14 protein-coding genes are annotated in these 15958 nt (G+C 62.7%); 2 read left to right on the top strand and 12 right to left on the bottom strand.

Going from position 1 to position 15958, the window contains the following annotated elements; genetic code table 11:
- Window positions 1–17: 17 nt before the first annotated feature.
- The 10 genes from GOX01_RS00070 to GOX01_RS00025 all read right to left on the bottom strand — a co-directional run bounded on the left by GOX01_RS00070 (window position 18) and on the right by GOX01_RS00025 (window position 10813).
- Window positions 18–203, bottom strand: coding sequence for a YqaE/Pmp3 family membrane protein (locus GOX01_RS00070; protein ID WP_011252226.1), 186 nt, complete (start codon window positions 201–203; stop codon window positions 18–20).
- A gap of 105 nt (window positions 204–308) precedes the next feature.
- Complete coding sequence (locus GOX01_RS00065) at window positions 309–1856, bottom strand: glucoamylase family protein (RefSeq protein ID WP_011252227.1); 1548 nt, start codon at window positions 1854–1856, stop codon at window positions 309–311.
- A gap of 105 nt (window positions 1857–1961) precedes the next feature.
- Window positions 1962–2834: a xanthine dehydrogenase accessory protein XdhC gene (gene xdhC, locus GOX01_RS00060; protein ID WP_062269436.1), complete on the bottom strand. Its 873-nt coding sequence runs from the start codon at window positions 2832–2834 to the stop codon at window positions 1962–1964.
- Between the two features lie 2 nt (window positions 2835–2836).
- The gene (xdhB, locus tag GOX01_RS00055; RefSeq protein ID WP_062269438.1) at window positions 2837–5152 is read right to left on the bottom strand and encodes a xanthine dehydrogenase molybdopterin binding subunit; all 2316 of its coding nucleotides are present in this window, start codon (window positions 5150–5152) and stop codon (window positions 2837–2839) included.
- Window positions 5145–6605 carry a xanthine dehydrogenase small subunit gene (gene xdhA, locus GOX01_RS00050; protein ID WP_011252230.1) on the bottom strand — a complete coding sequence of 487 codons (1461 nt, stop codon included), beginning with the start codon at window positions 6603–6605 and terminating at the stop codon, window positions 5145–5147. Before xdhA ends, xdhB begins: the two co-directional genes overlap by 8 nt.
- 104 nt (window positions 6606–6709) lie before the next feature.
- On the bottom strand, window positions 6710–7642 hold the full coding sequence (locus GOX01_RS00045; RefSeq protein WP_011252231.1) for an ABC transporter ATP-binding protein: 933 nt from the start codon (window positions 7640–7642) through the stop codon (window positions 6710–6712).
- Window positions 7639–8592: an ABC transporter ATP-binding protein gene (locus tag GOX01_RS00040; RefSeq protein WP_011252232.1), complete on the bottom strand. Its 954-nt coding sequence runs from the start codon at window positions 8590–8592 to the stop codon at window positions 7639–7641. Before GOX01_RS00040 ends, GOX01_RS00045 begins: the two co-directional genes overlap by 4 nt.
- Window positions 8582–9565, bottom strand: a complete 984-nt coding sequence (locus GOX01_RS00035) for an ABC transporter permease (RefSeq protein ID WP_011252233.1) — start codon at window positions 9563–9565, stop codon at window positions 8582–8584. Before GOX01_RS00035 ends, GOX01_RS00040 begins: the two co-directional genes overlap by 11 nt.
- Window positions 9562–10512 carry an ABC transporter permease gene (locus GOX01_RS00030; protein ID WP_024716872.1) on the bottom strand — a complete coding sequence of 317 codons (951 nt, stop codon included), beginning with the start codon at window positions 10510–10512 and terminating at the stop codon, window positions 9562–9564. Before GOX01_RS00030 ends, GOX01_RS00035 begins: the two co-directional genes overlap by 4 nt.
- Before the next feature lie 103 nt (window positions 10513–10615).
- Window positions 10616–10813, bottom strand: a complete 198-nt coding sequence (locus tag GOX01_RS00025) for a hypothetical protein (protein ID WP_024716873.1) — start codon at window positions 10811–10813, stop codon at window positions 10616–10618.
- 322 nt (window positions 10814–11135) lie between these two features.
- Here GOX01_RS00025 and cysK point away from each other — a divergent pair, with 322 nt between their 5' ends.
- Both cysK and GOX01_RS00015 read left to right on the top strand, forming a co-directional pair.
- Window positions 11136–12131 (top strand): cysteine synthase A, encoded by a 996-nt coding sequence (gene cysK, locus GOX01_RS00020; protein ID WP_011252236.1) that lies wholly within the window; start codon window positions 11136–11138, stop codon window positions 12129–12131.
- Window positions 12132–12255: 124 nt separating this feature from the next.
- On the top strand, window positions 12256–12924 hold the full coding sequence (locus GOX01_RS00015; RefSeq protein WP_011252237.1) for an RBBP9/YdeN family alpha/beta hydrolase: 669 nt from the start codon (window positions 12256–12258) through the stop codon (window positions 12922–12924).
- A 21-nt stretch (window positions 12925–12945) separates the two neighbouring features.
- Here GOX01_RS00015 and GOX01_RS00010 read toward each other — a convergent pair whose 3' ends face one another.
- On the bottom strand, window positions 12946–15321 hold the full coding sequence (locus tag GOX01_RS00010; protein ID WP_011252238.1) for a heavy metal translocating P-type ATPase: 2376 nt from the start codon (window positions 15319–15321) through the stop codon (window positions 12946–12948).
- 65 nt (window positions 15322–15386) lie between these two features.
- Window positions 15387–15958: ATP-binding cassette domain-containing protein (locus tag GOX01_RS00005; RefSeq protein WP_141259238.1), on the bottom strand; the 572-nt coding region annotated here is incomplete at its 5' end.

The raw sequence follows: 15958 nt of genomic DNA, 5'->3' as shown, positions 1-15958 counted from the left end.
TTTTCACATCCGGAGCGTCAGCCGCGACCGGCGGCGATCTTGCGATCGGTGTTGTACTGGCTCAGCGCATAGACCGACCAGATGGCAGCCGGGATCCAGCCGATCACCGTGACCTGAAGGATCAAACACACCAGACCGGCAAACGGACGGCCGATGGTGAAGAACTGCAGCCAGGGCAGAAGCAGGGCAAGAATGAGACGCATGATGCTCTCCTTTCACAAAGATGCTCTGACATCAGTGATCGGTGAGAAACGCTTCCGATGCAACTCCGGTTCATGAAGGCGCCCACAAACGCAGGCTCCGACGGTTCAGAGAGACTGGCCAACCGGCTTGGACGTCGCCGTCTTGGTCCGCATCCATCCACCCTCGAAGCCCGCGCGCTCCAAACCCGTCCGCAGATAGGCGTTCTTCTTCATCGTGTTCCACACGAGGCCGCTGCGCCAGTTTTCCAGCATCAGCAGGATCGGCCCCTGATCGATGCCCAACTGCTGACCATCAACCCAGTAGCTTTTCTGATCCGCAAAGGACGGATTGAAAGCATCGAGGAAGCCATATTTGTTGTAAATCCGGTCCCCGTACCGGGCACGCATTTCCTTGAGCGCCGGCAGGGCAATTTCCGGCGCAAAGGCGATGGACCCACCCACAGCGGTCGGCGCAATCGTGCCGTCATCCAGAATGTAATCGCGCCCGGCTCCGCGCGCGCTATAGGCCAGATAATGACGCTTCTTGCCGTCATAAACCTGCTGCGCATCACCTGGACCGTCACAGGCGGTCAGACCCCAGATATTGGGCCCGTAATCCTTCCAGTCGCCCGGATTGGCCTGAGCGTAAGCCCGCTGGGCATAAGCGGCTTCACGCCCGTTCTGGAAATAATCGACGTTATGGGCCCGATCCCACGCATCCTGAACGCCCCGGAAATCAATCCAGGATTCGCTGTACTGATGCCCGAACATCGGCGCGAAATTCAGCAGCTTGTGGCCCTGGAAATCACCCCACTGGTTTTCATAGGTCGCAGTCCAAGCCTTCCAGGTCTCGGCCGGGAGCGGATGCGTCGGTGAGCCGAGGGCCTGAAGATAGATGATCAGGCCCTCGTTATAGCCCTTCCAGTCGCTGGGCAGGAACGTATGCGGCGGCATCCAGCCCATGCTGAGCCAGGGGCCGTGCGCCTTCATCCAGGTCCAGTCGATCCGGCGATACAGCTTGTCTGCAACGTCGCGGATTTCCTTTTCCTGCGGCGTGTCATGATCGAAATAGGACTGCGAGAACAACACGCCCCCCATCAGCAGCGCCGTATCAACGCTGGACAGCTCGGACCAGTCCGCAACACGCAGGCCGGTGTTGGGATCAAGGAAATGGTAGAAGAAACCCTTATAGCCCGCAGCGCCTGAGACGTGATCGTTCTGCGGCAGGCTGGCCAGGAAGCGCAGCGTCGTCAGGGTCCGGTCCACGGCCTGCTGGCGGGTGATGTAATGCCGCTCCACGCCAATGCCGTAAGCCGTCAGGCCAAATCCGACACTGGCAATGCTCGCCGCGCCATTGGGCAGCGGCGCACGGTCCGGCACGAGGCCGTTCTTCGGATTTCCGGTTTCCCAGAACCAGTTGAACGTGCGCTTTTCAAGATCATCGACGAAAGCCGCATCGGCCGCGGGCAGGCTCGCGGGCTGAAGCGCCGGCGTCAGCGCGGTGCTGACCGTTGGCCCGGCCTGTGCGATGCCAAATGTCCCCGCCAGCGCGCCCAGCGCAAATCCGGCCTGACAGAGGCGGGAAATCCGGGATTTTTTCCTTCGACCACTCACGGTGGCTGGAGAGAAAGTCGGGACTTCGGAAGTCCGCTGCGTCCGGTGCTGCATGCTCATGCGGGGGAGGATAAGCAGAAGGAGCGACGCCGACGCACCCACCGTTACATCAACTTTCCGTGACGCTCGAAAAGTGAAGGAACTCCGCCCTTGCAGTCTCAGACTTTATGACAGGATTGGGGCGAATGTAACATCATCAATATCTGAAATACCAGTCTTCGAAACACTAGAATCACTACACGATTCTGTCTGGCACAGCATCCGGGCCGCGATTTCCGCCGTCACGAAGGTCGCAATGACCTCCGGCCGCTTGTCGCGCGCTCCGAAATCCCCGATAGGGCAGACAAGACGGTCGATCCGCTCCTGCGGAATATCGATCTGACGGAACGCACTCTCGAACCGCTTCCGCTTCGTCCGCGACCCGATCATCCCGACATAACGCAGGTCCCCGCGCTCCAGCGCAGCCCCCGTGATAAGCGCATCCAGCGTATGGCTCTGGGTCAGCACCAGTACGCCCGATCCGGCCGGAGCGCCCTGAACAAGCGACTCCCATTGCTCGGTGACATGTGCCTCCACGCCCGGCGGCACGGTCCCGAACTCTTCCTCCCGCGCATCTACCCAGACCAGCCGCAGCGGCAGAAGCGCGAGCGAACGTGCCAGAGCGCGCCCCACATGCCCGGCCCCGAACAGCAGCAGTTGCGGCAGCCGCTCCCATTCCGCCCGGATTTCCGCCTCAAGGGCCTCCGCGTCTTGCACGCGCTCGATGCGAACGGTCACGGCCCCGCCACAGCACTGGTTGATGGCAGGACCCAACGGGATGTGACGCTCCACCGGAGCCCCACCCGCCGCGAGAAGCGCACGTCCCTCCGCCATACAATCCCATTCCAGACGTCCTCCGCCGATCGTACCGGTCTGCTCGCTCGGGGTCAGGAGCATGAACGCACCCTCTTCCCGTGGCGTCGATCCCCGTGCGCGGATGACGGTCAGGCGCACCATATCCTGCCCCTCCCGCCGCCAGCGCAGAACATCCGTCAGCATGGTCAGTCCGCGCGCTCTTGCAGCGCCATGAGGGTTTTGAGCACCCGCTCAGGCGTAGCCGGCGCGTCGAGTTTCGGACAGGTGCGATAGTCGTCCAGACTGGCGATCGCGTCTGAAATGGCCTGCAAGACCGCCACTCCATGCACGAAAGGCGGCTCCCCGACGGCCTTGGAACGGAAAATCGTCTCCTCCCGGTTCGGTGCGTTTTCCAGCAGCTCCACATTGAAAATCCGCGGCCGGTCAGAACAGGCCGGGATCTTGTAGGTGCTGGGCGCATGGGTCCGCAGACGTCCGGCTGGATCCCAGACAAGTTCCTCCGTCGTCAGCCAGCCCGCGCCTTGCACGAACCCGCCCTCGATCTGCCCGATATCGATATCCGGATTGAGGGACTGCCCGGCATCATGCAGGATATCCACGCGGTCAATGCTGTGCTCCCCCGTCAGCAGATCGACCGACACTTCCGCACAGGCCGCGCCATAGGCGAAATAGAAGAATGGACGTCCGCGCCCGGTCTCGGGATTCCAGGAAATCTTCGGCGTCTTGTAAAACCCGTTCGAGGACAGCGACACCCGCGCGAAATAGGCCTGCCAGGCGAGTTGCTGGAAGGTCATGACCTCCGCACCGACATGCACGCCATCAGGCCGGAAATGGATGTCTTCGGGCACCACACTCCACTTCTCGGCGGCGAACGTGATCATCCGGTTCTTGATCTTGCGCACCGCATCCAGCACTGCCATGCCGTTCAGATCCGCCCCTGAAGACGCCGCCGTAGCAGACGTGTTCGGCACCTTCCCGGTCGTGGTCGCCGTGATACGGACGCGATCCGCCGTCAGACCGAATTCACGCAGGACGATCTGCACCATCTTGGTGTGCAGCCCCTGCCCCATTTCCGTCCCGCCATGGTTCACCTGAACCGAGCCGTCCGTGTAGACATGCACCAGCGCGCCGGCCTGATTGTAATGGGTGGCCGTAAAGGAAATACCGAACTTCACCGGCGTCAGTGCAATGCCGCGACGGATGATGCGACTGTTACGATTGAATGCCCGGATTTCGGCCTTGCGCGCCTGATAATCACAACGCTCGACCAGCTTCGTGATGATCTCGGCCGTAATCGAGTCCTCGACCGTCATGTGATACGGCGTGAGATTGCGCGTTCCCGTCCCGTAAACATTGCGTAGTCGGACCGTTACAGGATCAAGACCGGTCGCAAACGCGACTTCCTCGATCACACGTTCGGCCGCGACAATACCCTGCGGTCCACCAAAACCGCGATAGGCCGTATTGGACTGCGTGTTGGTCCGCAGTGGCTCGGATTTCAGCCGCACATCCGGATAGAAATAGGCGTTATCAGCGTGAAACAGTGCCCGGTCTGTCACCGGCCCAGACAGATCCGGCGCCCAGCCGCACCGCGCGGCCAGAACCATGTCCACGGCGAGAATATCGCCCTCATCCGTAAAACCGACGTCATAGTCGATCAGGAAGTCATGCCGCTTGCCTGTGACCATCATGTCATCATCACGGTCCAGACGCGCCTTGACGGCCTGCCCCGTCCGGTCAGCGGCGATGGCGGCCAGACAGGCCCAGGCATTGGCCTGCGTCTCCTTGCCGCCGAACGCCCCGCCCATACGCCGCACTTCCGTCGTGACCAGATGATGCGGACGCCCCAGCACGGCTGCGACCAGATGCTGCGTCTCGGACGGATGCTGCGTGGAGGACCAGACGCGCATTTCCCCGGCCTCTCCCGGCTGGGCGAGTGCGGCCTGCCCTTCCAGATAGAAATGCTCCTGCCCACCAATCTCGATCTGCCCCGACAGGCGGCGTGGCGCGGCCTTCAGGCCACGCTCCACATCGCCGCGCTGCATGGTCAGGGAACGCCAGACCATCGGGCTGCCGTTCTCCCGCGCCTGCGCAATGTTCAGGATCGCAGGCTTTTCCTCATACTCAATCTTCGCCAGACGCACGGCCTGCCGCGCCGCCTGACGCGAGGTCGCCACCACGGCGAACATCACCTGCCCCCAGAAATGAACATGATCCGTGGCCAGAAGCGGCTCGTCTTCCCGATGAACCGGGCTGATCTGGTTTTCCCCCGGCACATCTGCCGCCGTCAGCACACACACGACGCCCGGCGCGGCGCGGATGGCGTCCAGATCCATTGACACGATCCGCGCATGGGCCTTCGTGCTCAATCCCGGAACGAGATGCAGCGTGCCACGCGGTTCAGGCAGATCATCAATATATGCTGCCCGCCCCGTGACATGCAGCAGCGCGCTTTCATGCTTCATACTGGTCGAAGCCGCTCCCGGAACGAGATCAGACATGGACCAGCCCTCCCGTCCGGGCCAGACGCGCCTGTTCAGTGCCCGTCGTTTCTTCAAAAAACCGCGTCAGCAGATTGGCGGCCACGGTCTGTCGATACCAAGCACTCGCCCGCATATCGGTCAGCGGCGTGAAGTCTTCCAGAACCGCCTTTCGTGCCGCCTCAAGCGCCTTCTCGTCCCAGACCCGTCCGAGTAATGCCGCTTCCGCGCCCGATGCCCGCTTGGGCGTGGCTGCCATGCCGCCATAGGCCAGTCGGGCTGTGGTGATCCGGTCCTGATCATCCATTTCGATCACGAAGGCGCCCAAAACAGCGGAAATATCCTGATCAAAGCGCTTGGAAATCTTGTAAACACGGAACTGCGAATTCTGTGCCGGTGTCGGAATGGTCAGCGCCTCCACGAACTCACCGGGCTGCCGATCCTGCTTTCCGTAAGCGATGAAATAGTCTTCCAGCGCGATAGACCGATGCTCTGTCCCGCGCCGCAGATGCAGCGTCGCATTGGCCGCAATGAACATCGGGGGCCCGTCGCCGATCGGGGAGCCATTAGCGATATTCCCACAAACCGTGGCGCTGTTCCGCACCTGCGTGGAGCCCAGACGGCGGATCATTTCCCCCGCATCCGGCAACAGCTCCGCAATGGCGGAACGTGCGTCCTGATACGTCACCGCAGCTCCAATCCGCAGCCCCGCCGACGTTCTGGTCAGGGCCCGCAGTTCGGGAACGCGGCCGATCGGCAGGACATGCTTCAGACGACGCATCCCCTTCGTCACCCAAAGCCCCACATCCGTGGCGCCCGCAACAATGGTCGCCTCCGGATCGGCCAGCAGGATCTTCGCCAGATCATCCGCAGATGCCGGAATGCTGAGCGTGCCCTCAGGCCCTTCAAGCCGCACGCTCTCGCCGTCCTGAAGCCCGGCGAGACGTTCCACAATCGTGTCCACCTGCGCATCGAAACGGTCCGGACCGGCCGTCATCGCCTGTTTCATGGCCCGCACGATCGGCGCATAGCCGGTGCAGCGGCACAGATTACCGGCCAGTGCATCATCAATGGCCTGATCGTCCGCCGTGGCGCCTTTGGTCTTGCGATAGGCGGCCATCGACATGACGAAACCCGGCGTGCAGAACCCGCATTGTGAGCCATGCTGTTCAACCATGGCACTCTGCACGGGATGCGGCGCATCTGGCGTGCCGAGATCCTCGATCGTGTAGACCTGTGCGCCGTCCAGCATGCTGACGAACTGGATGCAGGCATTGACCGCCCGCCAGTTCAGCCGCCCGTCCTCAAGTCGGACAACCAGCACCGTACAGGCCCCGCAATCGCCCTCATTGCACCCTTCCTTGGTACCGGTCCGCCCGCGCTCACGCAGCCAGTCCAGCAGGGTCAGCGTCGGGGACATATCCCTGAGCGTGCAGAGGTCTTCCCCCAGATAAAAACGGATGGTCTGGCGCATCAGGCGGGATCTCGGACAAGGAAGATAAGGGGGCGTGCAGACTTCTGTGCCCCACGGCAAGCGTTGCCGTCTATATCCAAGATCGGAACGAAGTGTTGCCTTTTCTAGAGCAGCGGATAATGACAGGCGACCCTGCGCCCTTCCGCGACCTGCCGCAGTTCCGGTCGTTCCTGCGCGCAGCGCGGCTGGGCCAGCGGACAGCGCGTGTGAAACGCACAGCCCTGCGGAGGATGGACCGGGCTCGGCACATCGCCTTTGAGCGGCGGCGGCAAGGGCCGGTCCGGACGGGGCACCGCATCCAGCAACGCCCGCGTATAGGGATGGGCCGGGGCTTCCAGCACCGCCAGCACGTCCCCTTCCTCCACGATCCGCCCCAGATACATAACGGCAATCCGGTCCGCCATCTGCCGCACGACCGCCAGGTCATGGGAGATGAACACGCACGCCACGTCCAGCGAATTGCGCAGATCCCGCAACAGATTGACGATCTGCGCCTGCACCGACACATCGAGCGCAGAGGTCGGCTCATCCGCCACCAGAAGATCCGGCCCCAGCATCAAGGCGCGCGCAATGTTCAGACGCTGCCGCTGGCCGCCGGAAAACTCATGCGGATAGCGGGACAGGACGGACGATGACAGGCCGACCTGCTCCAGCAACGCCGCGATCCGATCCGCAATGCCGGTGCGACCATGGATCCGCATCGGTTCCGCCAGCGTCTCGCCAATGGTGCGGCGCGGATTGAACGTCGAGGACGAGTCCTGAAACACCATCTGCATCCGGGGCCGCCAGCGCCGCAGTGCGCGGTCCGACAGGCCGGAAATCCGCTCGCCCTCAAAGAACACCTCGCCCGAACTCGGCGCCCCCAGCCCGATCAGCGTCCGGCCCAGCGTGGACTTGCCGCAGCCGGACTCCCCGACCAGCGCCAGAGCCTCCCCGCGATGCACGACCAGCGACACATCGCTCACGGCACGCAGGGTTTCCCCATGCGACAGGCGATAGTGTTTGCTGAGGTTTTTCGCTTCAAGCAGAACAGTCATGCGTCGTACAGCACGCAGGCCACGCGCCGCCCTTCTTCCGGTTCACGCAAAGCAGGACGCACGCCACAGTCCGGTCGCACGAACCGGCAGCGCGGCGCGAAAACGCAACCTTCCGGCCGCGCCTCCGGAGCCGACGGACGGCCCGGAATGGTTGGCAGCGCATCCGGTCTCGGGCCATCCAGCGGCGGGATCGCCTCCAGCAAAGCCTGCGTATAAGGATGCAGCGGCCGCGCCATGACTGCCGCAACCGGCCCCTGCTCCACGACAAGCCCGGAATAGACGACAGCCACATGCGTGCAGGTCTGCGCCACGACGCCCATATCGTGGGTAATCAGCATCACACCCGCACCGCTGTCGCGGATTTCGCACAGCAGCGTCAGGATCTGCGCCTGCACCGTAACATCGAGCGCGGTAGTCGGCTCATCCGCGATCAGAAGTGCCGGATCACAGGACAGCGCCATTGCGATCATGGCGCGCTGCCGCAGACCGCCGGAAAGCTGATGCGGATAGCGGTTTGCCGCCGCTTCCGGATCGGGGACACCCATCCGTCCCAGTAGGCGCACCGTCCGCGCGCGGGCCTCGCGACGGCTTACTGGCTCATGCAGCCGGATCTGCTCGTCGATCTGTGCCCCAATGGAGCGGACTGGCAGAAACGCCGTCATCGGGTCCTGAAAGATCATGGCCATGCCCGCACCCCGCAGACGTCGCCACTCACGATCCTTCATTCCCAGAAGTTCGCGGCCCTCAAAACGGATGGAGCCCGAGGCCTTAAGACCGGGCAGCAACCCCATCACGCTCATGGCCGTCAGGCTTTTCCCGGACCCGGACTCTCCGACCACGCCCAGCGCATCCCCGCGCCTCACGGTCAGGGACACATCTTCCAGCAGGGCCGTCCCCTTCGGCAGTTCCAGATGCAGGTGATGCAGCTTTAAAAGAGCGTCAGCGCCCATGCCGTCCCTCCATGATCCGCGGGTCCAGCAGGGCATAGAGCCCGTCCACCAGCGCATTGGCGATCACGACGAATACGGCGGCATACATGACCGTCGCCATGATGAGCGGCAGGTCGAGCGTCGCCAGCGCCTGATAGGTCAGCCGCCCCACCCCCGGCATGGCGAACACAACTTCCGTCAGAAGCGCGCCACCCCCCAGAAGCTGCGCAAAATCCAGTCCGAACAGCGAAATATAGCTCAGCCAGGATAGTCGCAGACCATGCCACAGCCACACGCGCACCGGCCCCGCCCCCTTGGCCCGGGCGGTGCGGATGGCGTCTTCGCCCATGGCGGTCAGAAGTTCGGAGCGCAGAACCCGCGCATACAGGCCGATGAAACACACTGCCAATGTCAGGGACGGCAGGAACAGCGCCTTCGCCCAGCCCCAGGGACTCTGCGAAAACGGCACGTATCCAAGCGGCGGCACCCAGCGGAACAGGAACGTGTCATGCCAGCGGCTCTGTGTGACGAGATTGACGACTTCCCCGAGCCAGAACACCGGCATCGACAGCCCGATCAGCCCCAGAACCATCAGCAGCCGATCCACCCAGCTATCCCGCAGAACGGCCGAGGCAATCCCGAACACCAGCGATCCACTGACCCAGAAAAACGCCGCCCACAGCACCAGCGAGAGTGTCACGGGGGCTGCCTGCAACACTTCCGGAACGACCCTCTGCCCGTGATTGACGAAGGACGTCAGGTCCCGGGTGACGAACAGCTTTTCCATCATCTTCACGTACTGCACGGGTAGCGGACGATCGAACCCATATTCCGCGCGGATACGTTCCACGACCTGCGGACTGGCCCCGCGTCCTGCAATGCGCGCCGTCGGGTCCGCGCCCGGTGTCGCAAAGAAAATGCAGAACACCAGAACCGAAATCCCGAAAATGACCAGCAGCATCTGCCCGGTCCGGGAGGCCAGACTGCGGATCATCGGCCTGCTCCCTTGGGATCAAGCTGGTCCCGCAGCGCATTACCCAGAACATTAAGCGCCAACACCGTCAGAACAATCGCCAGCCCCGGCACGATGGCCACCATGGGCCGCGTATAGAGCAGCCCTTCGCCGTCCTGAATGATCGTCCCCCAGGATGCCGCCGGCGCCTGAACGCCGAGCGACAGGAAAGACAATGCGGATTCCGCCAACATGCACAGCGCCATCACAAGCGGTGCCAGAACCGCCATGGTCGGTGTCAGCCCCGGCAGGATTTCCCGCCACAGGATGCGCCAGTCCGACGCTCCCATGCCCCGCGCCGCCATGACAAATCCCGCCTGCGACAGGCTCAGCGCCCGCGCCCGCAACGGCCGCGCCGCATAGGGCACATAAACCAGCGCGATAATCCCGATCGGGATCAGCAGATTATCCGCCCCGATGGTCACAGGTCCAAGCCGGATGCCATGCCCCACCGTGACGACGGACAGCGAAATCGCAAACAGATAGACCGGGATCGCCCAGAGCATATCCAGAATGCGCGACAGGATCAGATCAATCCAGCCGCCGAAATACCCGGCACAGATCCCGATACAGGCCGCCAGACACAGACAGACCATCGCGGACGCCGCTGCAATCAGCAAGGAATTGCGGCCGCCATACAGGACGCGCGCCGCCACATCCCGCCCCTGCGAGTCCGCCCCGAGCGCATACGGCCCCAGCCGCCAGTCCGGTCCGATCGGACTGAGGCCCAGATGCAGCGGGTTGTCATTGGGCTGCATGAGATCAACGCGCTGCCCGTTCCGGATCGTCGTGCCTGCGATGTCGGAAGAAAACGGATCAATCCCGTTGAGCGTCGCATAAAGCGGGGCGGACAGGCAGGCGAGGATGATGGAAACCAGAAGCAGGGCCGCAAAGGCGCCGTCACGGCGCGTCAGAACAGCGCGGATAATCCGCCGATAACTTCCTTCCACGCCTGCTCCATTCCGTTCCGGTGCGTGATCTTTTTTCGTTCTACAGCACGAACACGTCCGGACAGAAGAGGATCTTCGTCAATCAGACCATCTGGCGGCCAGGTTTGCGCACATGCTGACGGATACGCTGCTGAAGCGCGCCCAGATCGGGAAGGAGTTCGTTATGGAGCGCGCGCACGCTGTCATGCGCGGCATAAAAGCGCCTTGTGCCGCTCGTGCTGACCAGAATGGCCGCGCCGAGGAAGACGCCGTTGATTTCGATGACTGTTGAACCAAGCATGATGCCGGACCCTGAAGAAAGAGCCCGACAGTCCAGTTGTCGGGCGTTATGACACGCCGGAGACACTTGCCTCCGGACCTGAAGCGGAGCAGCGTTTGCGCTGCGAGCTACACATTCGACACATCATTGACCGACTGGTCCCGTTGCTGTGGATGCCACTGGAGCGGATCACATACGACGTCATAGGGCGCAGCGTCAATATATAACGCATGAACATGATGCGATATCGACGACGCGCCCATAATAACGCTATTGTTTCGCTGTAACGGAAATCATCATTTACCGTCTGCCCTTTCCCCCATTTCCCGTGTTAAGTGAGGCCATGAGCAAGAAGGTTCCGCTGTCCCCCGCCCCGTTCGAAGGTTATGCCGCCCCCCGGGGCCACGTTTTCAACTCCTTTCTGGAGACGGTGGGAGGCACACCATTGGTCGCGCTGCCACACCTGACCCAGCGTGAGCATCTCAACGGGCGGCTGCTCCTCAAGCTGGAATTCTTCAACCCACTCGGCTCCGTCAAGGACCGGATCGGAGTGGCCATGCTGCGCGATGCCGAAGCGCGCGGCCTGATTACGCCGGGCCGCACTGTCCTGATCGAGCCGACCTCGGGCAATACCGGCATTTCGCTCGCTTTCGCAGCGGTGGCGCTGGGATACCGCCTGATCGTCACCATGCCGGAAAACGCCTCGACCGAGCGCCGCAAGATGCTGCGCCTGATGGGCGCGGACACGGAACTGACCCCTGCATCCCGCGGCATGGCCGGCGCCATCGAACGCGCTGAACAGCTCAACCGCACTCTGCCTGACGCCTGGATGCCGAGCCAGTTCGAAAACGACGCCAACCCGGCCGTGCATGAAGCCACGACGGCCCGGGAAATCTGGGAAGATACAGCAGGCAAGGTCGATATGGTCGTGGCCGGTCTGGGCACGGGTGGTACGGCGTCTGGCATTGCCCACGGGCTCAAGAAGCACCGCAAATCCATCAAGGTCTATGGTGTGGAACCGCGGGAAAGTGCCGTGCTGCATGGCGACGAGCCTGGACCGCATGGCATTCAGGGTATCGGCCCGGGTTTCGAACCCGACACGCTGGATCTCAAGGCGCTGGATGGCGTGTTCGAGGTCTCCGAACAGGAAGCGGTGGCAACGGCACGCCTGTGTGCAGCCGTTGAAGGCATTCCCATCGGGATTTCCTCGGGAGCCGCCCTGTTCGCGGGAATGGAACTGGCCCGCAAGCCCTCCAGCCGCGGCAAGACGATCGTGGCCATCGTCCCGTCCTTCGCGGAACGCTACCTCTCCACACAGCTCTTCGACGGGCTGGCCTGAGGGTCAATAAAACAACCATAAACAAAAGTTGTTTTATTTAATATGCGTTTGTGTTCGTTATTAACTCGAAGTCTTGTTCCGCTCTCCAGCAGAAGAGTCGGGGCGGCTGAGAGGAGATAACGTCATGAACCTGTTTTCCGGCCGTCCGACATCTTTCGATCCCGCCTGGGCGACGCATGGCCTGCCCGATACGGGCCGCCAGCAGATCGCCGGTGCGTTCCAGCGCCTCGGCCAGCAGGTCGAGTTGCTGCTGGTTCCCGGCCTCTTCGGTTCGGGCCCGGATCACTGGCAGTCCCACTGGGAACAGACTTATGGCCTGAAACGTCTTCACCAGACGGACTGGGAAACGCCCACACCCGCAGACTGGGAAGCAGCGCTCACCACTGCGGTCGAGGCCTCATCCCGTCCGGTTTTTCTGATCGCCCACAGTCTTGGGGCCGTGCTGAGTGCGAAATGGCTGAGCCGTCATGGTGGCCAGAAGGTGGCCGGGGCGTTTCTGGTGGCGCCTGCGGATATCGACCAGACAGCACATCCGGACGTCACGCGCATCCGTGCTTTTGGGCCGCTTCCCCACATGCCCCTGCCCGTCCCCACCGCGATCATGGCCAGCAGCAATGACCCCTGGCTGTCCCTGCCGCGTGCGCGGGAACTCGCCGGTCAGTGGCAGTCGGATTTTCTGGAAGCGGGCGCTGTCGGCCATATCGGCAGCAGCGAACCGCTGGGTCTGTGGGAGCATGGCGCGACGGCCATGCTCGATTTCGCCCGCAGGAAATTCCCGTTCCGGGTGCAGTGACCGCCCCCGGAAGAGCCCACGTCAGGACTTGCCGGAGATCGGTTTCCAGCGGTTGAGCAGCAGGGAGTTGCTGACCACCGAGACGGAACTCATGGCCATGGCAGCGCCCGCCACGATCGGATTCAGCATTCCGAAAGCCGCCAGCGGCAGGCCCAGAATGTTGTAGATGAAGGCGAAGAACAGGTTCTGCCGGATCTTGGACAGGGTCGCATTGGACAGCGAAATCGCATCCAGAACGCCGGTCATCTCGCTCTTCATCAGCACAACATCGGCCGTATCGAGAGCCACGGCAGAGCCCGCGCCGATGGCGAACCCGACATCGGCGGCGGCCAGGGCCGGCGCGTCGTTGATGCCATCGCCCACCATGCCGACCAGACCGCCCTGCGCCCGGTATTTCGCAACACCATCCGCCTTGTGCTCGGGCAGCACGCCGGCGAGATAGTCATCCACGCCAACCTGTCGCGCCACGACAGAGGCTGCGCGTTCGTTGTCGCCCGTCAGCATCACGACCCGGATGCCCCGGGCCTTCAGAGCCTTCACAGTCGCCACGGCATCGGCCCGCAGTTCATCCGCCAGTGCGATGATACCCAGAACCTGACCGTCCTGCGCCACGGCGATGACGGTATTGCCCTCGCTTTCCAACGCTGCGACCGGCAGGGACGACAGATCCAGACCACTCGCCTGCATGAAAGCCGGCGAGCCCAGACGTGCTTCCTGCCCCCCGCACTGGGCGATGACGCCCTTGCCCGGAACCGCCTGGAAGTCCTCCACCGCGGCAGGAGCATTCCCGCCGTGGCTTTCAGCATAATCCACGATGGCGCGGGCCAGCGGATGCTCGGAATTATGCTCCAGGGCATGCGCAACGCCCAGAAGCGTATCCACCGGAACACCTACCGCCGGATGAACGGCCGCAACCGTGGGACGGCCCTGCGTCAGAGTGCCGGTCTTGTCGACAATGATAGTCTTGAGCTTCTCGGCCCGCTCCAGCGCATCGGCATTGCGGAACAAAATGCCGGACTGCGCGCCCCGCCCCGTCCCGACCATGATGGCCGTTGGCGTCGCCAGACCCAGCGAACACGGGCAGGCAATGACCAGCACGGACACGGCGGAGACGAGGCTCCATGTCGCGGAGCCGGTTACGGCCCAGCCGATCAGGAAGGTCAGCACCGCAATTCCGATGACCGCAGGCACGAAAATGCCCGAAACCTTATCAGCCAGACGCTGCACATTGGCCTTCGACCCCTGTGCCTGCTCGACCATCTTCACGATCCGCGCCAGCGCCGTATCCGCACCCACACCGGTTGCCCGGACACGCAGCGCACCATTGGCGTTCATCGTGCCGCCGAAGACCTCGTTGCCAACTTCCTTGAGAACAGGAACGCTCTCACCCGTCAGCATGGACTCGTTGATTTCGGAAGAACCCTCGATGATCTCGCCATCCACCGGCACGCTTTCACCCGGACGCACGACGAAGATGTCACCGACATGCATGTCCGCAACCGCGCGATCCACGATGACGCCATCACGCTCGACATGCGCGATCTGCGGCTGAAGCTGGATCAGGCTCTCGATCCCGGCGCTCGTCTTGTTCTTGGCGCGGGTCTCCATGAGCTTGCCGAGCGAAATCAGCGTGATGATAGATGCGCTGGCTTCGAAATAGACATGCTGGTGCAGCCCGAACACCACGACGACCGCACTGAACAGCCAGGCAATGGACGTTCCGAGCACGACCAGCACATCCATATTGGCCGACCCGCCGCGCACGGCGTTCCAGGCCCTGCGATACAGATGCGCGCCACAGACGAACTGCACGATCGTGGCGAACAGGAACTGCAACGGAACCGGCACGATCATGCGGCCGAAGAACATGCCGATCATCTCGGCAAAGAGCGGCAGGGACAGGATGAGCGTCAGGATGAAGCGGTTGCGCTCACGCTTCCAGATGGCGGCCCGCTTCGCTTTGGGGTCTTCACGCGTCCCCTCGTTTAGCCTAGCTGCGCCGAAACCGGCCTTTTCGATCTTCCCGATCAGGAAAGCCGGTTCGACCACGCCGGGAATGTAATTGATATGCGCCCGCTCGGCCGCGAAATTGACGCTGGCCTGTACGGAAGGCTGGCGGTTCAGGATCTTTTCAATTCGGGCCGCACAGGCCGCGCAGGTCATGCCCGACAGCGACAGGTCCAGGCTCTGCTCGTCCACGGAGAAGCCCGCACGACGCACGGCCGCCACGACGCTTTCAACGGAGGATGAGGCGTTTTCAAAAGCGACCTGCGCGCGTTCGGACGCGAAGTTCACGGTCGCCTTCACACCGTCCTGACGGTTGAGGACTTTTTCAATCCGTGCGGCACAGGCGGCGCAGGTCATGCCACCGACGGGGAAACTGATCGTTTCTGACATCTGGAAAGGGTCCTGTCGGCTAGGAGGATTCTGCAAAGGGTTCGTGAGAAATATACCCCAACACCCTATTTTTCAAGCACGGAAAAGACGGCATTTCCATCGCCAAGAACAATCTCGTGATCGTGGAAGCGGCACAGCGCATCGCGATGCGCCACACTGATGAAGGTGGTGCCGGGCAGCGCGGAAAGAAGGGCCTCGTAAAGGCGGCGTTCATTGCCTTCGTCCAGGGCGGATGTCGCCTCGTCCAGAAACAGGATCGCCGGCCGGAACAGGAGCGCTCTCGCCACCGCCAGCCGCTGCTGTTCTCCGGGGGACAACACATCTCCCCAGTCAGCAATTTCATCCAGCCGATGGCTGTATCCCGCCAGATTAACAGCCTCCAGAACCCGCTGGCAGGACAGCGTTTCATAACGGTCCGGCGTTGCGGGATAGCTCAGGGCCTGACGCAGGGTTCCGGACGGCACATAGCTGCGCTGGGGCAGGAACATGGCCTGACGCATGTTGAAGGACACCGCCCCGCTCCCGTGACGCCACAATCCGGCAAGAGCGCGCAGGAACGTACTTTTTCCCGAGCCTGACGGCCCACGGACCAGCCAGCGCTCACCGCTTTCCAGCGTCAGGTTGCCGATCCGGGCAA

This window comes from Gluconobacter oxydans (assembly GCF_006539685.1).
GTDB classification, from domain to species: domain Bacteria; phylum Pseudomonadota; class Alphaproteobacteria; order Acetobacterales; family Acetobacteraceae; genus Gluconobacter; species Gluconobacter oxydans.
The sequence above is the reverse complement of the archived record's forward strand: the minus strand, read 5'-3'. Positions and strand labels throughout refer to the sequence as shown.